The organism is Salinivibrio sp. IB282 (genome assembly GCF_001995685.1).
Classification (GTDB): domain Bacteria; phylum Pseudomonadota; class Gammaproteobacteria; order Enterobacterales; family Vibrionaceae; genus Salinivibrio; species Salinivibrio kushneri.
The window spans coordinates 1-26757 of sequence record NZ_MUET01000041.1; the positions used below are offsets into that span (position 1 = coordinate 1).

Consider the following 26757-nt stretch of genomic DNA (forward strand, 5'->3'; position numbering starts at 1 on the left):
AATAATACGCGCAGTCATCTTTCCTCTCATTCTTATGTTTTCTCACTGGCGATAAATGTTATAATATAACAATTCTAATTCACAATGCTTTTTTCACTATGACTGACTCGCTAGTCTCGCTCGATGCGGTGACGGTGACCTTCAATGGCCGCCATGTGCTGGACAAGGTTTCAATGCAACTAAAGCGTGGGCAAATTACCACGCTAATTGGCCCCAATGGCGCAGGAAAATCAACGCTTGTTAAAGCACTGATCGGTTTAGTTAAGCCGAGCGCTGGCAAAGTACAGATAGCCCGAGACGTAAAAATCGGTTATGTGCCTCAGAAGTTGCAGTTGAATCAAACCCTGCCACTCACGGTTGATCGCTTTATTCGTCTCGGCACACGCTATACCAATGCGCAGATTAGCCACGCGCTACAAACAGTCAATGCCGAATCCTTGCAATATGCGAATATGCATACTCTCTCTGGCGGTGAAACCCAACGCGTGCTGCTCGCCCGCGCGATTTTAAAGCACCCTGATGTGCTCGTATTAGATGAACCAGTACAAGGGGTTGATGTCAGTGGTCAGTTGGAGATGTATAGCCTGATTAGCCAGTTGCGCGATAGCCTTGGGTGCGCAGTACTCATGGTCTCACATGACTTGCATTTAGTCATGGCCAAAACCGATGAAGTGATTTGTTTGCAGCATCATGTCTGCTGCTCCGGTGAGCCCGATGCTATCTCGCAGCACCCTTCTTATGTGGCAATGTTTGGTCGCCAAACCAGTGAGCAACTTGCGCTCTACCACCACCATCATCATCATAAACATGATCTTGCAGGGCAACCTGTAAACTGCGAACACCAAGAGCATCATCATGATTGAGTTCTTACTTGCCCCTATCATGGGCGGCTTATTGATCGCCGCCATAGCCGGCCCTTTGGGCTCATTTGTGGTCTGGCGGCGGATGGCCTACTTTGGCGATACCCTCGCTCACGCCTCACTGCTCGGGTTAGCGTTAGGCTTTTTGCTACAAATCGACTTAAACCTCGCACTCGTGATCACCTGTTTACTCTTAGCGGTTTTATTGGTGGGACTACAGCGCCAACATCTGGTCTCTACTGATACCTTGCTCGGTATATTGGCTCACAGTGCCCTGTCACTGGGGCTGGTCTCGGTGAGTTTTTTAGACAATATGCGCGTCGATCTCATGGCTTATTTGTTTGGCGACCTGTTGGCGGTCTCGTTTGCTGATCTTACATGGTTAGCGATCGGAGCCTGCCTAACACTGGGTGTGTTGGCCTATTACTGGGAGCAACTGCTATCGATGACCGTCAGCGAAGAGCTTGCCAAGGTAGAAGGTATTGCGGTAGAAAAGCTGCGGCTGTTATTGATGCTACTGATTGGTTTGGTCATTGCGCTGGCAATGAAATTTGTCGGGGCATTGATTATTACCTCTATGCTAATCATTCCCGCGGCAACGGCACGGCGCATCGCGTCAACCCCAGAGCAAATGGCCTCGTTTGCTAGTCTCATTGGGATGGCTGCGGTGATGCTAGGCATGGCAGGCTCTTGGTTTTATGACACGCCTGCAGGCCCGTCTGTGGTGGTGGCAGCAGCCAGTGTCTTTATGTTGGCTCAACTACTACCCAGTCGTTCAAACTCATAACAACAAAGTTGATTGCATAACAAAGCCGCTCATCAGAGCGGCTTTAATTGATGCGATTACCTTGGCTGGCTTACCAGCTTGTTTTTTCGCGCAATGCTTTACCAATATCAGCCAGGCTTTTAACCGTCGTAACGCCCGCTGCTTCTAGGGCAGCAAATTTATCGTCTGCGGTTCCTTTACCACCAGAAATAATTGCTCCCGCATGACCCATGCGCTTACCTGGAGGTGCCGTTACCCCAGCAATATAAGCCACAACGGGCTTGGTCACATTGGCTTTAATGTAAGCCGCCGCTTCCTCTTCTGCTGTCCCGCCAATCTCACCGATCATCACGATCGCCTCGGTCGCCGGATCCTTTTCAAACATTTCCAAAATGTCGATAAAGTTTGAGCCCGGGATAGGGTCCCCACCAATGCCAACACAGGTAGACTGGCCAAAGCCTTCGTCAGTGGTTTGTTTGACGGCTTCATAGGTCAATGTGCCTGAGCGTGACACAATACCCACTTTGCCAGACTGATGAATGTGGCCTGGCATAATGCCGATCTTAGACTCATCCGGGGTGATCACACCTGGACAGTTAGGGCCAATCATCCGCACGCCTGCTTGATCTAGCTTCACTTTTACTTCCAGCATATCCAGCGTTGGGATACCTTCGGTAATACATACAATCAGCTCGATACCGGCATCGATCGCTTCTAGGATCGCGTCTTTACAGAAAGGGGCAGGGACATAAATCACTGATGCGGTCGCACCTGTCGCCTCGACCGCATCGGCCACCGTGTTAAACACAGGCAAACCTAGGTGCGTCGTACCGCCTTTACCCGGTGATACACCGCCGACCATTTGTGTTCCATACTCAATCGCTTGCTCTGAATGAAACGTACCTTGTCCACCTGTAAAACCTTGGCAGATCACTTTGGTATCTTTATTAATCAGCACTGACATTGTTATTTATCCTCCGCGGCAGCAACGACTTTTTGAGCGGCTTCGGTTAGCGATGTTGCCGCAATGATATTCAAACCACTATCGGCCAGTTTCTTGGCACCGACATCAGCATTATTTCCCTCGAGGCGAACCACCACAGGAACTTTAACGCCAACTTCTTCGACCGCACCAATGATGCCATCTGCGATAAGATCGCAGCGCACAATACCGCCGAAGATATTCACCAAGACAGCCTTGACGTTGCTGTCAGACAGAATGATTTTAAACGCTTCTGTTACGCGCTCTTTGGTCGCGCCACCGCCCACATCGAGGAAGTTAGCTGGGCTGCCACCGTGTAAATTAACAATGTCCATGGTGCCCATGGCCAAGCCCGCGCCGTTAACCATGCAGCCAATATTGCCGTCGAGCGCAACATAGTTAAGCTCCCACTGTGCGGCGTGGGCCTCTCGCTCATCATCTTGGCTCGGGTCGTGCATTGCACGTACCTTTGGCTGGCGATAAACAGCGTTGCTATCAATGGCCAATTTCGCATCCAAGCAGTGCAAGTTACCTTGGTCAGTAATAACCAGAGGGTTAACCTCAACCAATGCGATATCTTTATCCAAAAATAGCTGGCCGATACCCACAAAGATTTTGGTAAACTGCTTAATTTGTTCACCTTCTAGGCCCAATTTAAACGCCAGTTGACGGCCCTGGTATGGCTGAGGACCCACGAGCGGATCGATCGATGCTTTATGGATTAGCTCAGGGGTTTCTTCCGCCACCTTCTCGATTTCAACACCGCCTTCAGTCGATGCCATAAAGACAACACGACGAGAGCCGCGATCGACAACCGCACCCAGATAAAGCTCTTTGGCAATATCAGTGCATGACTCAACCAAAATTTTGCTTACGGGTTGACCGTTTTCGTCGGTTTGAAAGGTCACCAGGTTTTTACCTAGCCATTGTTGCGCAAATTCGCGGATTTCTTCTTTGGAGTTGGCCAGTTTTACGCCACCCGCTTTACCACGGCCACCGGCGTGGACTTGGCACTTTACTACCCATTTGTTTCCGCCAATTTTATCGGCTGCTTCGGCAGCTTCTTGTGGAGTATCGCAAGCATAGCCCTCTGAAACTGGTAGACCATATTCAGCGAACAGCTGCTTTGACTGATATTCGTGCAGATTCATGATGTTCTATCCGTGTTAGTGTCCATTATTGTGTCTTTTTGCTTTCCAAGTGAGGGGACCTCCGTCCCCTCAAAATGACGCCCCCGCCAACACGGGGAAACGCCATTAAACGTCCAGAAGCAGACGTGTTGGGTCTTCTAGAAGTTCTTTGATGGTCACCAAGAAGCCTACCGATTCACGACCGTCAATCAAACGGTGATCATAAGAAAGCGCGAGGTACATCATCGGCAAGATTTCGACCTTGCCATCCACCGCCATCGGGCGGTCTTGGATCTTGTGCATGCCAAGAATGGCTGCTTGAGGAGGGTTAATGATCGGCGTTGACATTAATGAGCCAAACACACCGCCATTAGTGAGGGTGAAGTTACCGCCTGTCAGTTCATCAACGGTGAGCTTGCCATCACGGCCTTTAATCGCCAAATCGCGGATGCCCTTTTCAATATCCGCAAAGCCCAGYTTGTCGCAATCGCGCAGCACTGGTGTGACCAAGCCACGTGGTGTGGATACCGCCATGCTGACATCAAAATAGTTATGATAAACGATATCATCACCATCGATGGACGCGTTGACTTCTGGGTAACGCTTCAAGGCCTCTACCACCGCTTTAACATAGAAAGACATAAAGCCGAGGCGAATATCGTGACGCTCTTCGAAGCTGTCACGGTATTGCTTACGCAGGTCCATGATTGGCTTCATGTTCACTTCGTTGAACGTGGTGAGCATCGCGGTACTGTTTTTCGCTTCTAACAAGCGCTCAGCGACACGCTTACGCAGACGCGTCATTGGCACACGCTTCTCGCCGCGTTCCGCCACAGGTGGCACGTCTTGGCTTTGTGCTTTTTGCTCACCCTGCTCTGGCTGGCTCTTAAGGTGTGCTTCAACATCTTCTCGCGTAATGCGTCCACCCACGCCTGTGCCTTTCACTGCGTCTGCTGAGAGATCATGCTCCGCGAGCAAACGACGTACCGCGGGACTTAACGCGTCGTTCGTCTCCTCCTCAAGAGAAGCCGTATGGCGCTTGTCAGGTGAAGACTCTGATTGTGCAGGAACGTCTTTGGTTGGCTCACCTGCGACGGCACCTTCTTTGATCTTAGCGATGGCCTGTTTCGCTAATACGGTTGACCCTTCATCTTCAATGATGGACTCCAACACCCCATCAGCAGGGGCAGGCACTTCCAGCACGACCTTATCTGTTTCAATATCAACCAGTACTTCGTCACGGGTTACCGAGTCACCTGGCTGTTTGTGCCATGTGGCAATGGTTGCGTCAGCCACAGATTCGGGTAAATCGGGAACCAGAATGTCGATTGTCATATCGTATTTATCCTTAATGTTCTAGTTCTTACTTTAGGGTCAGAGCGTCTTGAACTAACGCTTTTTGTTGTTTCTGGTGTACAGACATATAACCTACCGCAGGTGATGCCGATGCCGAGCGTCCGGCATAGGTTAACGTAGCATCTTTGGGTAAGGCTGCACGGAAGTTGTGCTGGCTGCTGTACCACGCCCCTTGGTTTTGTGGCTCTTCTTGACACCATACAAAGTCTTTCGCATTGCTATAAGACGCAATCGCATTTTTTACCGCTTCTAGAGGGAATGGATAAAGCTGCTCAATACGGATAATGGCAACATCATCAATCTCTTGCTCTCGGCGTGCTTGTAGCAAATCATAATAGACTTTGCCCGAGCACATCACCACGCGTTTCACTTTGCTTGGCTCAAGGTCATCCATCTCGCCAATGGCAGGCATGAAGTCACCCTCGGTCAGATCTTCCAAGTTAGACACACACAGTGGGTGACGTAACAGCGATTTGGGTGACATCACGATCAAAGGACGACGCATGGGGCGCACCACTTGCCGACGCAACATATGGTAGACCTGCGCGGGGCTCGATGGCACAACGACTTGCATGTTTTGCTCAGCACACAGTTGCAAGTAACGCTCCAAACGTGCTGACGAGTGCTCAGGCCCCTGCCCTTCATAGCCATGAGGAAGCAGCATGGTCAGGCCACACATACGGCGCCATTTTTGTTCACCAGAGCTGATGAACTGGTCAATCACTACTTGCGCACCATTGCCGAAATCACCAAACTGCGCTTCCCACACGGTTAAACCGCCTGGCTCTGCCGTTGCGTAACCGTACTCAAATGCCAGTACCGCTTCTTCCGATAACACGGAATCGAAGATCTCGAATGGCCCTTGTTTGTCATGGATATTCGCAAGTGGCAAATACGTGCTGCCATCTTCTTGATTATGAAGCACCGCATGACGATGGAAGAAGGTACCGCGGCCTGAGTCTTGACCCGTAATCCGGATACGTTTGCCGTCATCAACCAAGGTGGCATAAGCAAGGGTCTCAGCCATCCCCCAATCAACCATCTTTTCGCCTTCTACCATCGCTTTGCGATCTTTGTAGAGCTTGGCAACACGGCTATGGAGCTTATGACTGTCTGGCAGTTGGCAAATACGATGGCCCAGCTCTTTCAGGCGCTTAACATCGAACTTATTGGCCCACTCTACCGTCCAATCGTGGCCTAGATAAGGCGTCCAGTCGACAGAATGCAACACCATGGGTCGCCACTCTTTCACTACGCATTCACCACTGTCGAGAAGATCACGATACTCATTGATCATCTCCGTGGCTTTTTCGAGGTTAGCGACACCTTGTTGATCCAATACATCAGCATACAGCTTACGCGGAGTGGGATGCTTTTTGATCTTTTGGTACATCATCGGCTGAGTTGCATTGGGCTCATCCGCTTCGTTGTGGCCGTGGCGACGGTAACAAACCAAATCAATGACCACATCACGCTTAAACTCATTGCGAAAATCGAGTGCCAAGCGCGAGACAAAAGCCACCGCTTCGGGATCGTCGGCATTGACGTGGAAAATAGGCGCCTGCACCATCTTAGCGATATCTGTACAGTATTGCGTCGAGCGTGAATCAGCCGGATTCGACGTGGTAAACCCAATTTGGTTATTGACCACGATGCGCACGGTGCCGCCAACTTGGAAGCCTCGCGCTTGCGACATGTTGAAGGTCTCTTGTACCACCCCTTGCCCAGCAATAGACGCATCACCGTGGATAGTGATCGGGAGGACACTCGACCCAGTATTGTCTTCTAATCGGTCTTGACGAGCACGCACAGACCCCATCACCACTGGATTGACAATTTCAAGGTGTGAAGGGTTAAACGCCAAGGCAAGGTGCACATCACCGCCCGGTGTCGCGAAGTCAGATGAAAAGCCCTGGTGATACTTCACATCGCCCGTGCCCCAGGTATCGTCTTGCTTACCCGCGAACTCGTCGAACAACTCAGAGGGTTTTTTGCCTAGCACATTCACCAGCACGTTGAGACGGCCACGGTGAGCCATACCGACCACGACTTCTCGTGCGCCTTCGCTACCTGCGTGGCGAATCAGCTCTTTCAGCATCGGGATCAGCGAATCACCGCCCTCAAGAGAGAACCGCTTAGCGCCGGGGAATTTGGCCCCCAGATAACGTTCGAGGCCTTCAGCTGCGGTAAGCTCTTCCAAAAAAGTCAGTTTCTCTTGCTCGGTAAACTGCGGCTGTCCAACCACAGACTCCAGGCGACCTTGGATCCAGCGCTTTTCTTCGGTATCGGTAATGTGCATGTATTCTGCACCGATCGACCCACAATAGGTCTTTTCAAGTGCATCATACAGCTCACCCAATTGCATATTGTCTTTACCAATCGCAAATGAGCCGACGTTGAAGGTTTCGTTGAAGTCCTGCTCATTAAGAGAGTGAAAAGCAGGCGACAGATCGGGTACAGGTTTACGTTTCCATAGTCCGAGAGGATCTAGGCTGGCCTGTTGGTGGCCGCGGAAACGGAAAGCATTAATCAGTTGGAGAACTTTAACTTGTTTCGCGTCTACGTCTGGATCATTGACTGAAGCACTTGCACGCGATGTATCGGTAGCTAAGCGTCGAAAGTAATCACGAACACGAGAGTGGGGTTGTTCTACCGCGGTGTCACTCACCACTGGTAGCTGGTCGAAGACCGCTCTCCATTCTTGATCAACTAACTCCGGGTCACTGAGGTACATTTCGTAGAGATCTTCTACGTACGTTGCATTGGCGCCAGCCAAATGAGAAGACTCTATCCAAGCCTTCATCACGCCATTTTGCATTGTTATCCCTTAACCACTAGTTATTTATCCAAACACCGGTCTGAGGCCGGGTTACCTGTTATTAAGCCCCGTCCAAGGACGGGGCATTTTTTATCTACGTTATTGGTTGTGCGTTTTAAACGCCGCGCTGAATCAGCATAGACTTGATATGCCCAATTGCCTTCGTTGGGTTCAGCCCCTTCGGACATACACTGACACAGTTCATGATCCCGTGGCAACGGAAGACACTAAAAGCGTCGTCTAGATCAGATAACCGCTCTTCGGTTGCTGTATCACGGCTATCCGCCAACCAGCGGTACGCAGCAAGCAAGCCCGCTGGCCCGACAAACTTGTCAGGGTTCCACCAAAATGAAGGGCATGCGGTACTACAGCATGCACACATGATGCACTCATACAAACCATCAAGTTCCGCGCGATCTTCCGGCGCTTGCAAGTTCTCTCGCGACGGTGGCGTTTCATCGTTCATCAGATAAGGTTTGACGCGCTCGTAGTTTTCATAGAACTGTCCCATATCAATGATGACATCACGCACGACCGGTAGACCAGGTAGCGGGCGAATCACAATTTCTGACTTGTCCATCAGTGACGACAGCGGCGTGATACACGCAAGGCCATTTTTACCGTTCATATTGACGCCGTCAGAGCCACAGACACCTTCTCGGCACGAGCGGCGGAAAGCCAACGTAGGATCTTGCTCTTTCAGCTGGATGAGCGCATCCAGCAGCATCATGTCAGACCCTTCAGGCACATCCAGCGTGTAGTCTTTCATGTATGGCGCATTGTCCACATCTGGGTTGTAGCGATAGATAGAAAACTTAACATTCATCGTTCTCGACCCCCTTAGTAACTGCGGACTTTCGGTGGGAAAGCCTCACGGTGCACTGGCGCCATATTGACGTCGCGCTTCGACATAGCTTCGGTTTCTGGGTTATAGATGGAGTGGCATAGCCAGTTCTCATCATCGCGATCTTGATAGTCGAAACGCGCATGTGCGCCACGGCTTTCAGTACGATAATGGGCTGACACCGCTGTTGAGTACGCGGTTTCCATCAAATTCTCCAGCTCCAAACATTCGACGCGCTGGGTGTTGAACTCGGTTGACGTGTCATCAAGACGCGCCGACTTGAGTCGCTCACGAATTTCCTTCAGCTCTTTCAGCCCTTTTTCCATGGCCTCGCCTTCTCGGAACACGGAGAAGTTTTCTTGCATACAAGCTTGCAAGTCTTTGCGGATCTCAACCGGATCCTCACCCTGTTGGGTGCTATTCCAACGATTAACACGCGCCAAGGACGCCTCGATGTCTGACTCACTCGCATCGCGCGCTTCTACTTGTGCGGCGAGTGTCTCCCCGAGATGAAGGCCAGTCGCGCGGCCAAAGACAACCAAGTCCAGCAGTGAGTTGCCGCCCAAGCGGTTCGCACCATGCACAGACACACTCGCAATCTCACCACAGGCAAACAAACCTTGTACTTCAATGTCATTGCCGAGCGGGTCTTGCTTGATCGCTTGACCAGACACCTGCGTTGGAATGCCTCCCATCATGTAGTGACAGGTTGGGATTACCGGAATCGGCTCTTTGATAGGATCAACATGCGCAAAGGTGCGAGACAAGTCGAGAATGCCGGGAAGACGAGACTCAAGCACGTCTTTACCCAAGTGATCCAGCTTGAGCTTCAGGTGCGGTCCCCATGGCCCATCACAACCACGCCCTTCTCGAATTTCGATCATCATCGAGCGCGCCACAACGTCACGACCTGCGAGATCTTTAACATTAGGCGCATAACGTTCCATAAAACGCTCGCCATCTTTATTGAGCAAGTAACCGCCTTCACCGCGGCAACCTTCTGTCACCAATACACCCGCGCCTGCAATGCCGGTTGGGTGGAATTGCCACATTTCCATGTCTTGCATGGGCACGCCTGCGCGCAGCGCCATCCCTACGCCATCACCGGTATTGATGTGCGCATTGGTGGTTGACTGATAGATACGACCTGCTCCCCCTGTCGCCAGCACCGTTGCCTTGGACTTAAAGTAGCAAATCTCGCCCGTTTCCATACACATGGCAGTCGCACCAACAATCACACCGTCTTGGTTTTTCACCAAATCAAGCGCATACCATTCAGAGAAGATGGTGGTCTTATTTTTAATGTTTTGCTGATACAAGGTGTGCAGCAGTGCGTGCCCGGTTCGGTCAGCTGCCGCCGCGGTGCGTGCAGCTTGCTCGCCACCAAACTCTTTAGACTGGCCACCAAACGGACGCTGATAAATGGACCCATTCTCAAACCGAGAAAAAGGTAACCCCATCTTCTCTAGCTCAATCACTGATTGCGGGCCCGTCTTACACATGTACTCAATGGCGTCTTGGTCACCAATGTAGTCTGACCCTTTTACCGTGTCGTACATGTGCCATYGCCAGTTATCTTGGTGGGAGTTACCCAGTGCTACCGTAATACCACCCTGCGCCGACACGGTGTGAGAGCGGGTTGGAAACACTTTAGATAACAGCGCACAGGTTAGGCCCTGCTCTGATATTTGCAGTGCGGCGCGCATACCTGCGCCGCCTGCGCCAATGACAATTGCGTCAAATTCGCGAACTGGAATACTCACTTACACACCCCACAATACAAAGAAACCGGCAAAAACGTAGATCAGTAGCACGGCCACAACGCCAAGTTGCAACATGCCACGCAGCAAGGCTGGCTTAATATAGTCAGTCAATACTTGCCACATTCCGATCCAGCCGTGAATCAGCACGGAGACCAGGGCTAACATGGTAAAGACTTTGGTACTGGTCTGGCCGAAAAACGCTGTCCATGAGGTATACGTAATCTCAGGGCCAAAAACGGCAAAACCGACCATATAAAGTGTGTAAAGTGTGATGAGAATCGCAGTGGCGCGAATCAGCACATAGTCGTGCACGCCATTGCGCCCGACCGATGAGATGTTTTTCGTTACCATACTAAAACCCCCGCCAACACAGACAACACGCCAGTGATAACAAATGCAACCTGCGCACTTTGCACGCCAGACTCCAGTTCTTCAAAATAACCCATGTCTTGGATCAAATGACGGATCCCACCGACAATGTGATAAGCCAGCGCCGTCAAAATGCCCCAGAGGATCAATTTGACGAAAAAGCTATCGACAATGGCAGCAGCGGATTGAAATCCATCAGGAGAAGAGAGAGACAGGCTAAGCAGCCATAGGAGGATGGCGATCGAGACAAAGGTGATGACACCTGCCACTCGATGCAATATAGACGCAATCGCTGTTATCGGAAAACGAATCGTCTGGAGGTCGAGGTTTACGGGTCTTGACTTTCTTTCTTTCACGATATTGCCCACTCAGCTCCATTGAGCATTTATAGTTATTACACTCTCTGAACCTCAGTACTCAAAGCGTAAGACCTGCAACATCTGCGTAACGCGCTTCATGTACCTTATTGCTTATAACTGCAATTCTTGGCGAATGGATCACGTCAGTTAGGAAAGGTGTTTGAGTCCCTAAACGCTCTAGGATACTGATTTGCCCAGAGACCTCAGAAAAGTATACGTGGCGTAACAGACAATTACAAACGCACAAAATTGACCGGAATCTCACAACAGATATTTAACGCGCATTGCAAATAAGTTATTAACTGACGCACACATCGATAGGTTAAAAATTGACATCATTAGGGTCGATCGGTACAACGGTCGAGTCCGTATCCTGGATGGGATTATAAAATAACAAAGGAGATTGTTATGGCAGAGAAGAAAGCTACCCTACACATTGAAGGGAAAGCACCAATCGAACTGCCGATTATCGAGGGCACCGTCGGTCCAGAAGTCATTGATGTGCGCAAGCTGGTAAACGAAGGCTATTTCACCTTTGATCCTGGTTTTGTCGCAACGGGGTCATGCGACTCGCAGATCACCTACATCGATGGCGCCGCTGGCGTATTGCTGCACCGCGGTTACCCGATAGATCAACTTGCCAATAACGCTGATTATTTAGAAGTCTGTTATATCCTGCTCTACGGTGAAGTCCCTACAACGAAGCAATATGATGAGTTTCGCTCAATGATCGTGCGCCACACCATGGTGCATGAGCAAATTGCGAGCTTCTTCCACGGCTTCCGCCGTGACGCTCACCCAATGGCCGTTATGGTCGGGGTTGTAGGTGCACTAGCCGCGTTCTATCACGACTCTCTCGACATCAACAACGACCAGCACCGTGAAATCACGGCGTTCCGTCTGTTGTCAAAAATGCCGACACTGGCTGCGATGTGTTACAAATACTCAATCGGACAGCCATTTATCTACCCACGTAATGATCTCGATTACGCGGAAAACTTCCTTCATATGATGTTCGCCACCCCGTGCGAGGAATATGAAGTCAACCCAGTGGTCGCGCGCGCAATGGATAAGATCTTTACCCTGCATGCCGATCACGAACAAAACGCATCAACGTCAACGGTACGTCTGGCAGGCTCTTCAGGGGCTAACCCATTTGCTTGTATTGCGGCTGGGATCGCCTCGCTATGGGGGCCGGCCCACGGTGGTGCCAACGAAGCGTGCTTGCGCATGTTTGAGCAAATTGGGCATGTGGATAACATTCCTGAGTATATTGCTCGCGCGAAAGACAAAGACGATCCGTTCCGTCTGATGGGCTTTGGTCATCGCGTTTACAAGAACTATGACCCACGCGCAACTGTGATGCGTGAAGCCTGCCATGAGGTGCTTAACGAGTTGCAAATTCAGGATCCACTACTAGATGTAGCGATGGAGCTGGAACGCATCGCATTGTCAGATGATTATTTTATCGATAAGAAACTCTACCCGAACGTTGATTTCTATTCAGGCATTATCCTGAAAGCAATCGGGATCCCTACATCGATGTTTACGGTGATCTTCGCGATGTCTCGTACCATAGGCTGGATTGCCCACTGGAATGAGATGCATACCGACCCGCACAAGCGAATTGGGCGTCCGCGTCAGCTTTACACCGGGTATACGCAGCGCGAATTTACCCCAATGGATAAGCGCAGCTAAAGCGCGAATGTCATACCACAAAGCCGCCAACAGGCGGCTTTTTGTTTATCATCGGCAGTTTATCACATGGCTGCGTCTACCTTTCATCGCACTTAGCCTCAATGCCTAGGCGTCATGCTGGATTGTCGATATCAATAAAGTGCACATTCAAACCATGCTGCTGAGCAAGCCACTCCCCTAGCGCTTTCACGCCATAACGCTCTGTCGCATGATGCCCTGCCGCGATATAATGCACACCCTGCTCGCGCGCCGAAAAGGTCGTGCGCTCAGAAATCTCACCCGACAGATACGCATCCATCCCTTGTGAAGCGGCCAAGTCGATARAATCTTGCGCGCCACCGGTACAAAGGCCCACGGTTTCAATCCGCGTTTGTTGGCCACCGTCAATCACAAGGGGCGCCCGGTTAAGCACCGTGGCCACTTGTTGCTCAAACTGTGCCAACGTCATGGGGGTTGAAAGCTTTCCATAAACAGGAATCGAGACAGGATTGTCAGGCTCCAGTCCCCCAAGCAGCTCAATGCCTAAACGCTTGGCAAGTTGCGCGTTGTTACCCAGCGTCGGGTGAATATCCAACGGCAAGTGATAACCGTAAAGATTGATACCGTATTCAATCAACTTCTTGATCCGTTGGTACTTCATGCCGCGAATTTGCTGTGGTTCGCCGCGCCAGAAGTAACCATGGTGCACCAAGATGGCATCCGCGTTCTGCTCAATCGCTGCGTCAATCAAATCTTGGCAGGCCGTCACCCCGGTGACGACCGTTTTTATCTCATCACGCCCTTGCACTTGTAGACCATTCGGGCTGTAGTCTTTAATGCTATCCGGTTTTAGTTCGGCGTTGAGCAATGCTTCCAGTTCAAAATTATTCATAGCATTCACATTCACTTGCGAGACAATGGCAACAGTGTAACCTGACAAGCAAACATAAAAAAAGCGGTGAGACCGTGTCTCACCGCTGACTGAATATCACGAATTTGTTCCGCGGGTATATGGCCACTCATCAGTGACGGACTAGAAAAACCCGCCGGCTTTTTCCGATTCAGCCAACCAAACAGGCTTGGTGCTGTCTTTAAGCCAGACTTGGTGTAAATGGCTATATATACGCGATGCCATTGGCGGCGCAATCAGTGTTGGCAGGCAAGTGATGCCCGCGATCACAACCGCACAGCGGCGTAACACAACACGGGTTTTATCGAACGGTGTATACATAATCAACCTCACTCATCTGACCAGTTTGCAAGTATGCGCATAGTGTACCACCCGTTTTGTTTTTTTACTACATAAATGGTGATTTTTTACCCAGAAACCACCATTTTAGCTTTAACAGTCTCTTAACAAGGTAATAAACTTACATCATGAGTGACACCTATCCCTTATTTAGTAACCAAGCCCAAATTAACGCCGATTTTAGCTGGGTACAAAATCAGCTCTCACTGCTCAACGATAAGCGCTTCCCAGTTGTGCCTCATCACCTTTGGCAACCCCCATTACTGCCATCTCCCACGCCCTATACGGGACCAAAGCGTATCGGCTTTTATTATCAATGGTTGCTCAGTCAGCTCATTGATTGTCACCCTCATTTGGTACTAGAAGCTGAGGAAATCCAGATTAATGAAGGCGGCAAGACGCAAGGTGCCATCGACTTTTTAGTCAACTATCAGGGTCAATTAGAGCACTGGGAGGTAGCGGTAAAATTCTACCTCGCGTATGAAAACCGTTGGTTAGGCCCCAATGCCAAGGATGCGCTCGATATCAAAGTGGCGCGAATGCTTGACCATCAATTGGCGCTTTCGAGTCACCCAAGCTTTTGCCAGCAATACCCATACTGGCAGCCGAGTAAAAAGCGTCTGATGGTGCAAGGAAGGTTGTATCGCCATTATCATCATGGCGAGCAGCCCCTACCAGACTGGCCACCTATCAATCATGACAGCATTGGTGGGTGGTGGTGTTGGCCAGATGCATTACCAACAGACAGGGAATTTGCCGTACTAGCCCGCGATCAATGGCTATCACTGCCCGCCTTTGCGGAGCTACCCAAGCTAGAGCGAGCTTCACTTAAGGGGCTCTCTCGAACCTGTCACTTATTAGACGACTCACTCACCCCTTGGTTCGTGGTGCCAAATGACTGGCCCGCCAATATGCCGCCACTGCCCTCTCGCTAATAAAAAACGCGCACTTTGCCAGTGCGCGTCGTTTTGATCGCCGCGAAACACAGAAGCGGTTCGCTAAACACCTTGCTCATTGAACACACGATCAACAATTTGTTGCGCTTCTTGCTCGATGAGACGTAAGTGATCATTGCCTTTAAAGCTTTCACAGTAGATTTTGTAAATATCTTCTGTCCCGGAGGGGCGCGCTGCGAACCAGCCAAATTCTGTGACCACTTTCAAACCGCCAATAGCAGCGCCATTGCCCGGCGCATGCGTCAGTTTGGCGGTAATGGGATCACCGGCTAAGGTCTCTGCCGTCACCATATCGGGATTGAGCTGACTGAGCACCTGCTTTTGCGCTGCATTGGCAACCGCTTGTAATCGGTTATAGGCTGGATCGCCATGCTTGCCGGCGAGTTTCTGATAGTACGCCTGCGGTGTAAGTCCTGTTACCGCCAGAATTTCTGCCGCCAGTAAGCAAAGAATGATACCATCTTTATCCGTTGACCATGGCTGCCCATCAAAGGTTAAGAATGAGGCGCCAGCACTTTCTTCTCCGCCAAAGCCAAGCGTTCCTTCACTCAAGCCAGGCACAAACCATTTAAAGCCGACGGGCACTTCAACCAGCGGACGGGCGAGATCGCCAACCACCTTATCAATGATCGCACTGGACACCAGGGTCTTACCCACGCCTAAATCGGCTGACCACTGCGGACGGTGACGAAATAAATAATCGATGCACACCGCTAAATAGTGGTTAGGATTCATCAAGCCAGCCGGAGTCACAATGCCATGGCGATCGAAATCTGGATCATTACCAAATGCCAAATCATAATCGTCCTTGTACGCTAGGAGTCCAGCCATGGCGTATGCTGAAGAGCAATCCATACGAATCACGCCATCACCATCGCGAGGCATAAAGCCAAAGGTTGGGTCGACATGATCATTAATCAGGGTAATATCGAGTTGATAATGCGCGGCAATTTGCTGCCAATAGCGGATCCCGGCTCCCCCCAAAGGGTCGACGGCAAGTTTTAATCCTGCCGCCTGAATGGCCTTGATATCAACGACACGCTCCAGCCCTGCGACATAAGGCGTCACTAGGTCTTGCTCCTGGTAGTAAGCGCTTGCCCGTGCTTCGTCGATAGCCAATCGTTGAACGCCTTCTAAGCCGGCATCAATATAGTCGTTGGCGCGTGCTTCAATCGATTTTGTGATAGCGCCTTCTGCTGGGCCACCATGAGGTGGATTATACTTGATGCCACCATCTTGCGGCGGATTGTGTGAAGGGGTGATCACAATCCCATCCGCTTGCTCAGCATGATCACGGTTATAAGCCAGAATTTGTTGAGAAATGCCCGGCGTTGGCGTATAGCCCTGCTCGGCTTGCGCAATAACTTGTACCTGATTGGCCGTTAATACTTCAACCACGGCACCGAAGGCGGGCTCGGAAAGCGCATGAGTGTCTTTTCCCACAAAGACAGGGCCAGAAATACCGCGCGCGCTGCGCTCATCACAAATTGCTTGTGCAATCGCGAGAATATGGTCGCGATTAAATGTGGTGTTCAACGCGCTTCCACGGTGGCCTGACGTCCCAAACGCAACGCGTTGCGAGGCCTGACCTGGACGTGGTTGAGTCTGGAAAAAACGCGTCACAAGCGCCGGAATATCACACAAATCTTGCGGGTTCGCGCGCTGTCCGGCTTGAGGATGCACTGCCATAATTCTCTTCTCCCATGAGTGGCATAGATTAAATCGCGTTCACAACCTTCTCAGTCAAATCACTCGGGAACTGCATTTTTTCCATAAGCTGCTCCACCATCTGACGCTTACGGCCAGTATTCGTGTTGGTGATGACCCAAAAAGGTGTTTCTGGAATCTGCTTGGGTTTGGTGGTTTTGCCGCTTTCTAATAAAGTTTGTGGATTATCRGCAAAATACAGACGGGTACGCCCTTTTAGCGCCATACCATCTGCGAATCCTTGTTGGTCAACACGGTATAAGGTGGTGAGGATCAGCATGAAACGACCAATCGCTCGTTCTTGGGCCGCAAACTCATCTGAAATCAATAACGTTCGCATCGCTTTGACACGATCGACGGACGCACTGCGCCCAGCATCTTTACTGACAACAATACCGCTAGAACGAGAGGACGTCGTCGGCGCAGCCTGAGTGGGCTGCGGTGCCGAGTCCGACAGCAGTAAGCGACGCAGGATGTCTGATGCGCTTTCGCCAATATGCTGAGTTTGGCTGGCAATATACCGGTATAGATCGTCGTCAACCTCTATCGTCTTCATTGTTTTTCATCGCGTCCTGTTTATCGTTTAACGGGGCGATTATACAGAGATAGATAGGTATACTCTACGTTAAAGCCAGTAATCTGAGAGAAAAGCAACGTGTTATTAAACGGAAAGTCTCGCGGTGAGGGCTCACCGCTTGTATTGATCCACGGTTTATTTGGTGATCTGGACAATTTAGGCGGGCTCGCCAAGACACTATCCGACCATTTTTGTGTCTATCAAATTGATCTACCTAACCATGGTCGCTCCTATCATACACAGGACACAAATTATCGAAGCCAGTCCGATGCCGTGGTCACGTGGATGGATGCACAACAGCTTGAGTCAGCCATTATCGTTGGCCATTCAATGGGTGGCAAAGTGGCGATGGCCGTCGCTCAGCGCTTCCCAGAGCGCGTCGAACAACTGGTGGTGATGGATATTGCCCCAGTCGATTATCAAGTTAACCGCCATGACAACGTGTTCAAGGCATTGCATCAGACGCAAAGGGTGACACTGGAAAGCCGCCAACAAGCGCAAACCATGATGAATGAAACGATTGAAAATCCAGGTGTGAGCCAATTTTTATTGAAATCACTCTATAAAACCGATCACGGTCACTACGCCTGGCGCTTCAATATTGATAATCTTTATCACGGCTATCGTGACATCATGGGGTGGACAGATTTTGGCCAATATGCAGGCCCCACTCTGTTTGTCAAAGGGCAGAACTCTGAATACATTCTGCCAGACCACCGCGAGGCCATTATCGCTCAGTTTCCGCATTCAAAAGCACATATGGTGGCAGGCACGGGTCACTGGCTACATGCTGAAAAGCCAGCGGTGGTTGCCAACGTCATCGAACGTTTTTTAATGCCGAGCGAGCGTTAACAGTTAAGTGACCCTTGTGATATATTGCGCCGCATAAGTCGGTGCTCATTGGAGGCACGCATGCTTTACGAGCACTTTCAATTGCTCGAGAAAATAGGTCTAGATCTCGTCTTCGCCGCGATTTTCTTTTTTATCGGCATGGCAATTAAAGACGTGTTACGTGAGGGCAATGTGCCAGTATTCGGCCGACGGATCGTCTGGTTTGTGCTCACACTAGGCTGTGTCGGCTTTATCGTAAAAGGTGTGATTCAGTTGGTTTGGGAGGGGGTCGGCATCGGCTAACCCTAGCACTGAAGTCACTGGTTAATCATATAGGTTTGAAAAAGCGACGCTTTTTCTTTAATTCGAGTTAGTTGCAAACAGCAACCCACTGACAAAACGGGTGTTTTTTATATGGCGAGTGTAGGTCTCTTCTTTGGTAGTGACACGGGAAACACGGAAGCAATTGCAAAAACCATTCAAAAGCAGTTAGGCAAACAAATGGTTCACGTGCAGGATATCGCAAAAAGCAGCAAAGAAGATATTGATAACTTCGATTTGCTGCTGATCGGTATTCCAACATGGTATTACGGTGAAGCACAGTGCGACTGGGATGACTTTTTCCCAGAGTTAGAGCAAATTGACTTCTCAACAAAACTCGTGGCTATTTTCGGCTGTGGCGACCAGGAAGATTACGCAGAATACTTCTGTGATGCCATGGGCACCGTCCGCGACATCATTGAAGCGAAAGGCGCTACCATCATTGGTCACTGGCCAACTGAAGGGTATGAGTTTGAAGCGTCGCAAGCGTTGGTTGATGACAACCACTTTGTCGGCTTGTGTGTGGATGAAGATCGCCAACCTGAACTGACCGACGAGCGTGTAAGCAAGTGGGTAAAACAAGTTTATGAAGAAATGTGTTTAGCAGAGCTTGAAGACTAAGTTTTGCTTATCAAACGCCAAGGATGCTCAACCTTGGCGTTTTTTGTCTAATTCAACGCAAACGGGTCGGTCACGCAGCTTGTTTGCTGGCTGCATCTCGATACTGACGTTTCTTCCTCACGTATAGGGTGCGCTTTACTTCCGCGACCACGTCACCATTTGCATCTTTCACATGTACCACGAACTCTGGCAACACCTTATCGCCCCGTCCTGCTTGTTGTTGGATATCGGTTAACACCGCATCGCTGATCACAAAATCTGCGTACAAGTCCGTGGTTCCCGGCTTAATAAAATTGATATCAGCTTGCTTGTCCCACACATGGTACTGAGGACCGAGAATGCCCATTAACATCAGCGCATAGACAGGATCAGTCAAGGAGAAGATGCTACCGCCATACTGGGTACGGTTAGCATTTTTATTCCACCAGCGGAGTTTCAAACGCATATTGACACGTTTAAAATCCTGGCTAATGGCATCAATGTGGATCCCTGCGCCCCAAAAAGGTGGCCAGCTGTTAAGTGCCCACTTAACAATACGTGGTTTGTAGAAGCGATACATGTAAGTTGACATCCTTATCTGGTCTAACCAGATAATATTTACATCTAGTAAACATTGATGCAACCACAAATGACCAATTTTCCCCCTGAGAACGCATGTCGAGAGTAGCGAGAGCAGTGCAATTTTGATAGGCTTGTAAGATATTTTCCTTGCTAATCCAACTGTCTTAACTCAGGCAGAAAACAGGTAGATACACATGTCAGACAATAACCAGGCGTTGAAGCAAGCTGGGCTCAAAGTCACCCTTCCACGGCTCAAGATCCTAGAAGTGCTGCAACAGCCAGATTGCCAGCACATCAGTGCCGAAGACCTGTATAAGAAATTAATCGATCTAGGTGAAGAAATTGGCCTAGCGACCGTGTACCGCGTACTGAACCAATTTGATGATGCAGGCATTGTCACGCGTCACCACTTTGAAGGCGGCAAGTCCGTATTTGAACTGGCGACCCAGCATCATCATGATCATCTGGTCTGCCTTGACTGCGGTAAAGTGATTGAATTTTCTGATGAYTTRATTGAAGAGCGTCAGAAAGAAATCGCCGCGCGCTTTAATGTGCAACTAACAAATCATAGTTTGTATTTGTATGGCCACTGTCAGGAAGGTGACTGCAAAGCCGATCCATCCATTCACAACGCTGACTAAATAAGTCATATGTGTCTTAAAAAGCCGGCGTGATAATCACGCCGGCTTTTTATTATTTACCTTCTATCTTCGCCCAAGTATCACGTAAGCTCACCGTCCGGTTGAAGACAAGCGCATCCTTACGGCTATCTTTATTATCTACACAAAAATAGCCTGTACGCTCAAACTGATAGCCCTTTTCGACAGGCGCATTTTGCATGCTTGGCTCGACAAAGCCATGCTGTACCTGTAACGACTCAGGATTAATGGTTTCCGCGAAGTTGTCCGCGCTGGCCGGATTTGGCACCGTAAATAAGCGGTCATACAATCGGAATTCAGCGGGTAACGCCTCAGCCGCAGAAACCCAATGTATCACGCCTTTCACTTTTCGCCCATCGGCAGGATCTTTACCGAGGGTGTCTGGATCATAGCTGCAATATACAGTGGTAATATTGCCCTCATCGTCTTTTTCACAACGCTCCGCTTTTACCACGTAGGCATTGCGCAAACGTACTTCCTTCTCCAGCACCAGTCGCTTGTACTTCTTGTTGGCTGATTCACGGAAGTCTTCTCGCTCAATCCAGATCTCGCGCGAAAATGGCACCTGGCGCGTCCCCATCTCTGGCTGATTGGGATGGTTGGGTGCATCAAGCCACTCCACGTCATCGGCTTTGTTTTCAATCACCAGTTTAATGGGATCGAGCACCGCCATGGCGCGTGGTGCATTTTCGTTTAAGTCATCACGCACGCAAGATTCAAGCGCACTCATTTCAATGGTGTTATCTTGCTTAGTCACACCAATACGCTGACAAAACTCACGAATGGAGGCAGGCGTGTAACCCCGACGACGCAAGCCTGAAATAGTCAGCATACGCGGGTCATCCCAACCGTTTACTAACTGCTCCTCCACCAGTTGGTTCAGCTTACGTTTAGACATCACGGTATACTCGAGATTCAAGCGGCTGAACTCATATTGGTGCGGCGTACAGTCGATAGTGATGTTTTCCAATACCCAATCGTATAGGCGTCGGTTATCTTGAAATTCGAGAGTACATAAAGAATGCGTGATCCCTTCCAGTGCATCTGAAATGCAATGGGTAAAGTCGTACATTGGATAAATGCACCACTTGTCACCCGTCTGATGATGATGCGCAAAACGAACACGGTATAAAACCGGATCCCGCATCACCATAAAGGGGGACGCCATATCGATTTTAGCACGCAAACAGGCCTTACCTTCGGCAAACTCACCCGCTCGCATTTTTTCAAACAGTGCCAAATTCTCTTCAACCGAGCGTTCACGATAAGGGCTGTGCTTGCCCGGCTCGGTCAATGTGCCACGATACTCTCTGATCTCGTCAGGCGTCAGCTCTTCAACGTATGCCAACCCTTTTTCAATCAGCTCAACCGCGTAGCCATAAAGCTTGTCAAAGTAGTTTGAGGAGTAACGCACCTCTCCTGCCCAGTCAAAGCCCAACCATTGGACGTCACGCTTGATAGATTCAACGTATTCCACGTTTTCTTTTTCTGGATTGGTATCATCAAAACGCAGGTTACATTCACCCTGATAGTCTTGTGCGATCCCGAAGTTCAAACAAATTGATTTGGCATGGCCGATGTGCAAATAGCCATTCGGCTCAGGCGGGAAACGTGTCACGACCGCTGTGTGTTTCCCTTCCGCCAAGTCTTTATCAATGATTTGGCGAATAAAGTTGGTGGGACGAGCTTCAGCATCACTCATCAAGGTTACCTCGTATCAAAAATGCGAATTTTAAAGCTACATAGGCACTATGATCTCCTATTCCGCGCTGTGACTCAACCCGTTGTTGTCATTGTCATCGCGGTGCAGGCCTATTTGTTACTTTTTTGCTCGAAAATGGTGACAGCGCACCTAAAAAAGCGCCCAGCTGTTAGCTGGGCGCGTTGTTCAGATTATTGTGGTGCTGTACCCCATTTAAGGCAGCGCGACTTTTGACAAATCTTCATCTTCTGGGATTTGTTTCAGTTCACCGGCAATGATTTCTGCTAGGGGGCCAAGAATGACCTGCAAGTTATTCTCGCCAAGCTTGACGACCCCCATCGCCCCAATCGCTTTCAATTTCGCTTCATCAACCACCTCGCGGTCGGCAACCGACAGACGCAGACGGGTAATACAAGCATCAATTGATGTGAGGTTTTGATGACCACCAAGGGCTTTAAGGTACTTACGTGCCAGTTCGCGATTATCGCTCGCTTCACCCGTATTGGCGCTCGCCGGTGCACTTTCTACTGCGTCATCTTCTCGGCCTGGCGTTTTCAGGTTCAAGGCTGAAATCGCGGCACGGAATGACACATAGTAGAGCGCAAAGAACACAAGGCCCAAAATAGGTAGCATGTACCACTGGTTAGCCACCGGGTTTTTCGATGACAACACCAAGTCAACTAACCCTGCCGAGAAGCCGAAGCCTGCCGTCCAGTCGAAAGTGGCGGCGATGAACAGTGAAATACCCGTTAACAGCGCATGCAACACAAACAATAAAGGTGCGACAAACAAGAATGAGAATTCGAGCGGCTCAGTCACCCCAGTAAAGAAAGACGCAAAGCCAGCGGCAATCATGATAGACGCAACACGCGCTTTATTCTCAGGACGCGCAGTATGATAAATTGCAAGTGCAGCACCTGGAAGACCAAACATCATGACGGGGAAGAAACCTGCCATGTACATGCCTGTAGTCCCTTTAATCGCTTCGCCTGTTTCAAGGCCTTGTGCTCCCATCCAGAAGCGGCCCAAGTCGTTAATACCGACGGTATCGAACCAGAACACGGCGTTAAGCGCGTGGTGCAGACCAACAGGGATAAGTAGGCGGTTAAAGAAGCCATACACACCGGCACCCGCCGCACCCAGATTGGTGATGCTTTCGCCAAAGTGAACCAAGCCACCAAAAAGAACAGGCCAGACAAACATCAATACAAATGAGATGATGATCGCCACCACTGAGACCAAGATCGGCACCAAACGCTTGCCGCTGAAGAACGCCAACGCTTTTGGCAATTCAACCCCGCTGTAGCGGTTATACAACTCAGCAGATACCACGCCGATCAAGATACCGATAAACTGGTTGTTGATTTTGCTAAAAGCAAGCTCATTGTTGCCGACTGAAATATCGACCAAGCCAATTTGACTCACCGCACCAGGCGCACACAGTGTAGTGATAACCATAAAGCCAACAAACCCTGCCAGAGCGGCGGCGCCGTCTTTATCTTTTGACATGCCATACGCCACACCAATGGCAAATAACACTGACATATTGTCGATAATCGCTGCCCCTGATTTAATCAAGAAAGCAGCTAAGGCGTTGTTTCCACCCCATCCAGTTGGGTCAAGCCAGTAGCCGATCCCCATTAAGATCGCAGCTGCTGGCAATACCGCAACCGGTACCATCAGCGCACGACCTATACGTTGTGCATAACCAAGAATATTCACCGTCGTTCCCCCTTTATATTTTTCTGTGTCCACCACGCTAGCGCTCGCTACGCGGTTAGACATCTAACTTGGACGCTTGCCCAAGGACTTTTGTTAAATCACTTCTTTTGTAAAGCAATGTTAGTCAATTGCAGTTTATGTCAATAAATTCGCCTCGCAAATTAAACCCGCGTTATTTGTGAGAATCATCACCAAACCACCCCATATACAGAGAAAATTGTTAGCCTGATCATAAAACTTATTTTATGATGAAAATAAATAAGCATATCCGTTATGCTATGGCCACGAACTACGCATTGATAGAACGAGGTGACCCATGCGACTCATTCCTTTACAAACCAGCCAACAAGTCGGCCTATGGTCGGCTCGCTATATCGTTGATACCATCAACACGTTTTCGCCGACTGCCGATAACCCCTTTGTTCTGGGCTTACCCACGGGGGGGACGCCACTCAACACCTATAAGCAACTCATAAAGCTCCACCAGCAAGGTGAAGTCAGCTTCAAGCACGTGGTGACCTTTAATATGGACGAATACTGTGGGATCCCTGCTGATCACCCACAAGCCTATCGTACCTTTATGTACCAAAACTTTTTTAACCATATTGATATTCAAGAAAAAAACATCAACTTGCTTGATGGCAATGCGACCGATGTCGATGCCGAGTGCCAACGCTATGAAGAAAAAATCAAGGCATACGGCAAAATCCATCTCTTTATGGGTGGTGTGGGTAACGATGGTCATATTGCGTTTAATGAACCTGCGTCATCATTAGCCTCAAGAACACGGATCAAAACCTTGACCGAGGATACCCGTGTGGCAAACTCTCGCTTTTTTGATAATGATATCAATCAAGTACCTAAGCATGCGCTCACTATTGGTGTCGGCACCTTATTAGATGCAGAAGAAGTCATGATCTTGGTGACAGGACACAATAAAGCCCAGGCACTTGAGGCCGCGGTGGAAGGCTCAGTGAACCACTTATGGACAGTATCAGCGCTACAACTGCACCCAAAAGCGATGATTGTGTGTGATGCGCCTTCAACAGCAGAACTAAAAGTAAAAACTGTGAAGTATTTTCAAGAGCTTGAAGCCCAAAATATACACCATTTATAAGGAATTGAAGCATGTATGCGTTAACTCACTGCCGGATTTTTACCGGCCATGAGGTGTTGGATGATCATGCCATCGTGATTCGAGAAGGCCTGATTGACGCCGTCTGTCGACAAGACGCCCTACCCAATAATATTGCCACGCGTGCGCTCAACGGTGCATTAGTCAGCCCAGGCTTCATTGACCTTCAGCTTAATGGCTGTGGCGGGGTGATGTTTAATGATGCCATTACGCCTGACACCATCGCGACCATGCATCAGGCTAACCTTAAGTCAGGTTGCACCAATTTTCTCCCCACCCTGATCACTAGCTCTGATGCCGATATGCAAGCCGCCATCAGCGCCATGCGGACGTACCAACAACAGCACCCCCATCAGGCGCTGGGGTTACACCTTGAAGGCCCTTATTTGAATATCGAAAAAAAGGGGATACACAGTGCTGACTATATTCGCCCAAGCAACGATCAGATGATCAACTACTTGTGCGACAATACGGATGTGATTGCTAAAGTCACCCTCGCGCCTGAATTGGCACCTGCGTCACATATTCAAGCCCTTAAGCAAGCTGGTATCGTGGTTTCTGCTGGCCATACCAATGCCACTTACGCACAAGCTAAGCAAGGCTTTACCCATGGCATTTCCTTTGCCACGCACCTGTTTAACGCGATGACCTCTATATCAGGCCGTGAGCCAGGTGTCGTCGGTGCTATCTACGATACACCGGATGTTTACACTGGCGTGATTGCTGACGGCTTTCACGTTTCATACCCTAACATTCGTCTCGCACATAAAGTAAAAGGTGAGAAATTAGTGTTGGTTACGGATGCGGTTGCACCAGCAGGAGCAGACATGGATCACTTTATTTTTGTAGGTAAGAAAGTATATTACCGTGACGGTAAGTGTGTTGATGAAAATGGCACGCTTGGCGGCTCGGCTCTGACGATGGATCAAGCGATTTATAACAGTGTTGAGCATGTAGGGATCGCCTTGGATGAAGCTTTGCGGATGGCTACGCTCTATCCCGCTCGCGCAATCGGTATCGAACAACACTATGGCAGCATTCGTCCGGGGAAAGTTGCGAATCTTGCCATTTTCGACCGAGCAATCAACGTTCAAGCGACGATCGTAAACGGACAATATCTACAAAGCTAGGACACCTATGACTGGCGGAAAAATCGGGAATGTCGATCTTGTAAAGCAACTTAACGGAGCTGCCGTTTATCGATTAATTGATCAACAAGGGCCTATTTCACGCATACAAATTGCCGATGTAAGCCGATTGGCGCCGGCAAGTGTGACCAAAATTACCCGCCAACTGTTAGAAAGAGGTCTGATTAAAGAAGTGGCACAACAGGCGTCGACAGGCGGACGTCGTGCCATTTCTCTCACCACCGAGTGTGCGCCCTTTCATACCCTTGCGGTACGACTGGGTCGTCACTTTATTGAGTTGTCTTTGTATGACTTAAGTGGTGCCTCGTTGGCTGAACACGGCGAAACCTTCCAGTACCATGATCAAGACGAGCTTGTTCAAGGCTTGATTCATATCGTTAGTCAGTTTTTGGAAACGCACCAACACGCACTCCGAGAACTGATTGCGATATCCGTAGTGATGCCTGGCCTGGTTGACCCTGATTCAGGGGTGGTCGAATACATGCCCAACATCAATATTAAACAACTTGCGCTTGCTGATACCTTGCGCGAAGAATTTGGTGTGCAGGCTTTCGTTGGCAACGATATCCGCGGACAAGCATTGGCGGAGCACTACTTTGGGGCGAGCCAAGACTATTACGACTCTATGCTAGTCAGTGTGCATC

The 26757-nt window shown here is 49.7% G+C and carries 26 protein-coding genes; 11 read left to right on the forward strand and 15 right to left on the reverse strand.

The genetic code is table 11. The annotated features are described in order from the left end of the window. Positions 1 to 98 precede the first annotated feature (98 nt). Positions 99 to 863 (forward strand): zinc ABC transporter ATP-binding protein ZnuC, encoded by a 765-nt coding sequence (gene znuC / locus BZG14_RS09620; protein WP_077485579.1) that lies wholly within the window; start codon positions 99 to 101, stop codon positions 861 to 863. Then, positions 856 to 1647 (forward strand): zinc ABC transporter permease subunit ZnuB, encoded by a 792-nt coding sequence (gene znuB / locus BZG14_RS09625; RefSeq protein WP_069361415.1) that lies wholly within the window; start codon positions 856 to 858, stop codon positions 1645 to 1647. The genes znuC and znuB overlap by 8 nt, the downstream gene beginning before the upstream one ends. Positions 1648 to 1717: 70 nt before the next feature. Here znuB and sucD read toward each other — a convergent pair whose 3' ends face one another. The 8 genes from sucD to sdhC form a co-directional block, all read right to left on the reverse strand. Next, on the reverse strand, positions 1718 to 2590 hold the full coding sequence (sucD, locus tag BZG14_RS09630) for a succinate--CoA ligase subunit alpha (RefSeq protein WP_046073551.1): 873 nt from the start codon (positions 2588 to 2590) through the stop codon (positions 1718 to 1720). A 2-nt stretch (positions 2591 to 2592) separates the two neighbouring features. Then, entirely contained in the window at positions 2593 to 3759 is a 1167-nt protein-coding gene (gene sucC, locus BZG14_RS09635; protein ID WP_077485577.1) for an ADP-forming succinate--CoA ligase subunit beta, read from the reverse strand. A 105-nt stretch (positions 3760 to 3864) separates the two neighbouring features. Further along, a complete protein-coding gene (odhB, locus tag BZG14_RS09640) occupies positions 3865 to 5073 on the reverse strand; it encodes a 2-oxoglutarate dehydrogenase complex dihydrolipoyllysine-residue succinyltransferase (protein ID WP_069361413.1) in 1209 nt (402 codons plus the stop codon). 28 nt (positions 5074 to 5101) lie between these two features. After that, positions 5102 to 7912 carry a 2-oxoglutarate dehydrogenase E1 component gene (gene sucA / locus BZG14_RS09645; RefSeq protein ID WP_077485575.1) on the reverse strand — a complete coding sequence of 937 codons (2811 nt, stop codon included), beginning with the start codon at positions 7910 to 7912 and terminating at the stop codon, positions 5102 to 5104. A gap of 115 nt (positions 7913 to 8027) precedes the next feature. Continuing rightward, complete coding sequence (locus BZG14_RS09650) at positions 8028 to 8738, reverse strand: succinate dehydrogenase iron-sulfur subunit (protein ID WP_077608638.1); 711 nt, start codon at positions 8736 to 8738, stop codon at positions 8028 to 8030. A gap of 14 nt (positions 8739 to 8752) precedes the next feature. Continuing rightward, a complete protein-coding gene (gene sdhA / locus BZG14_RS09655) occupies positions 8753 to 10519 on the reverse strand; it encodes a succinate dehydrogenase flavoprotein subunit (protein ID WP_077608639.1) in 1767 nt (588 codons plus the stop codon). Then, positions 10520 to 10870 carry a succinate dehydrogenase, hydrophobic membrane anchor protein gene (gene sdhD, locus BZG14_RS09660; RefSeq protein ID WP_077485571.1) on the reverse strand — a complete coding sequence of 117 codons (351 nt, stop codon included), beginning with the start codon at positions 10868 to 10870 and terminating at the stop codon, positions 10520 to 10522. Further along, positions 10864 to 11256 carry a succinate dehydrogenase cytochrome b556 subunit gene (sdhC, locus tag BZG14_RS09665; RefSeq protein WP_069361409.1) on the reverse strand — a complete coding sequence of 131 codons (393 nt, stop codon included), beginning with the start codon at positions 11254 to 11256 and terminating at the stop codon, positions 10864 to 10866. Before sdhC ends, sdhD begins: the two co-directional genes overlap by 7 nt. A 399-nt stretch (positions 11257 to 11655) precedes the next feature. Between sdhC and BZG14_RS09670 the strand changes: the two genes are divergently transcribed. Then, positions 11656 to 12945 (forward strand): citrate synthase, encoded by a 1290-nt coding sequence (locus BZG14_RS09670; RefSeq protein ID WP_077485567.1) that lies wholly within the window; start codon positions 11656 to 11658, stop codon positions 12943 to 12945. 112 nt (positions 12946 to 13057) lie between these two features. Here BZG14_RS09670 and BZG14_RS09675 read toward each other — a convergent pair whose 3' ends face one another. Continuing rightward, entirely contained in the window at positions 13058 to 13816 is a 759-nt protein-coding gene (locus BZG14_RS09675; RefSeq protein WP_077608640.1) for a Nif3-like dinuclear metal center hexameric protein, read from the reverse strand. A gap of 141 nt (positions 13817 to 13957) precedes the next feature. Further along, positions 13958 to 14155 carry a DUF2517 family protein gene (locus BZG14_RS09680; RefSeq protein ID WP_069361406.1) on the reverse strand — a complete coding sequence of 66 codons (198 nt, stop codon included), beginning with the start codon at positions 14153 to 14155 and terminating at the stop codon, positions 13958 to 13960. A gap of 146 nt (positions 14156 to 14301) precedes the next feature. On the opposite strand from BZG14_RS09680, the gene BZG14_RS09685 reads away from it, so the two are divergent. Beyond that, complete coding sequence (locus BZG14_RS09685) at positions 14302 to 15108, forward strand: DUF1853 family protein (RefSeq protein WP_077608641.1); 807 nt, start codon at positions 14302 to 14304, stop codon at positions 15106 to 15108. 63 nt (positions 15109 to 15171) lie between these two features. Here the strand turns inward: BZG14_RS09685 and pgm are convergent, their stop codons facing one another. Continuing rightward, positions 15172 to 16818, reverse strand: a complete 1647-nt coding sequence (gene pgm, locus BZG14_RS09690; RefSeq protein ID WP_077608642.1) for a phosphoglucomutase (alpha-D-glucose-1,6-bisphosphate-dependent) — start codon at positions 16816 to 16818, stop codon at positions 15172 to 15174. 28 nt (positions 16819 to 16846) lie between these two features. After that, positions 16847 to 17392, reverse strand: coding sequence for a replication initiation negative regulator SeqA (gene seqA / locus BZG14_RS09695; protein ID WP_077485559.1), 546 nt, complete (start codon positions 17390 to 17392; stop codon positions 16847 to 16849). Between the two features lie 99 nt (positions 17393 to 17491). Here seqA and BZG14_RS09700 point away from each other — a divergent pair, with 99 nt between their 5' ends. The 3 genes from BZG14_RS09700 (at position 17492) to fldA (ending at position 19186) form a co-directional block, all read left to right on the forward strand. Further along, positions 17492 to 18265 (forward strand): alpha/beta fold hydrolase, encoded by a 774-nt coding sequence (locus BZG14_RS09700; RefSeq protein ID WP_077608643.1) that lies wholly within the window; start codon positions 17492 to 17494, stop codon positions 18263 to 18265. Positions 18266 to 18325: 60 nt separating this feature from the next. Beyond that, positions 18326 to 18547, forward strand: a complete 222-nt coding sequence (locus BZG14_RS09705; protein WP_021022467.1) for a DUF2788 domain-containing protein — start codon at positions 18326 to 18328, stop codon at positions 18545 to 18547. Between the two features lie 111 nt (positions 18548 to 18658). After that, a complete protein-coding gene (fldA, locus tag BZG14_RS09710) occupies positions 18659 to 19186 on the forward strand; it encodes a flavodoxin FldA (protein WP_046073566.1) in 528 nt (175 codons plus the stop codon). Positions 19187 to 19256: 70 nt separating this feature from the next. Here fldA and BZG14_RS09715 read toward each other — a convergent pair whose 3' ends face one another. Next, positions 19257 to 19757, reverse strand: a complete 501-nt coding sequence (locus BZG14_RS09715) for a DUF4442 domain-containing protein (RefSeq protein WP_077456602.1) — start codon at positions 19755 to 19757, stop codon at positions 19257 to 19259. Between the two features lie 184 nt (positions 19758 to 19941). On the opposite strand from BZG14_RS09715, the gene fcrX reads away from it, so the two are divergent. Then, complete coding sequence (fcrX, locus tag BZG14_RS09720; protein WP_069361401.1) at positions 19942 to 20388, forward strand: ferric iron uptake transcriptional regulator FcrX; 447 nt, start codon at positions 19942 to 19944, stop codon at positions 20386 to 20388. Between the two features lie 52 nt (positions 20389 to 20440). Here fcrX and glnS read toward each other — a convergent pair whose 3' ends face one another. After that, on the reverse strand, positions 20441 to 22108 hold the full coding sequence (gene glnS, locus BZG14_RS09725) for a glutamine--tRNA ligase (RefSeq protein ID WP_069361400.1): 1668 nt from the start codon (positions 22106 to 22108) through the stop codon (positions 20441 to 20443). A 213-nt stretch (positions 22109 to 22321) separates the two neighbouring features. Then, positions 22322 to 23830 carry an N-acetylglucosamine-specific PTS transporter subunit IIBC gene (nagE, locus tag BZG14_RS09730; RefSeq protein WP_077608645.1) on the reverse strand — a complete coding sequence of 503 codons (1509 nt, stop codon included), beginning with the start codon at positions 23828 to 23830 and terminating at the stop codon, positions 22322 to 22324. Positions 23831 to 24146: 316 nt separating this feature from the next. Here nagE and nagB point away from each other — a divergent pair, with 316 nt between their 5' ends. The 3 genes from nagB to BZG14_RS09745 form a co-directional block, all read left to right on the forward strand. Beyond that, the gene (gene nagB, locus BZG14_RS09735; RefSeq protein WP_077485551.1) at positions 24147 to 24947 is read left to right on the forward strand and encodes a glucosamine-6-phosphate deaminase; all 801 of its coding nucleotides are present in this window, start codon (positions 24147 to 24149) and stop codon (positions 24945 to 24947) included. An 11-nt stretch (positions 24948 to 24958) separates the two neighbouring features. Next, positions 24959 to 26095, forward strand: a complete 1137-nt coding sequence (nagA, locus tag BZG14_RS09740) for an N-acetylglucosamine-6-phosphate deacetylase (protein ID WP_077608644.1) — start codon at positions 24959 to 24961, stop codon at positions 26093 to 26095. Positions 26096 to 26102: 7 nt separating this feature from the next. Then, positions 26103 to 26757, forward strand: a 655-nt coding sequence (locus BZG14_RS09745) for an ROK family protein (RefSeq protein WP_131825179.1), incomplete at its 3' end; no start/stop codon positions are given.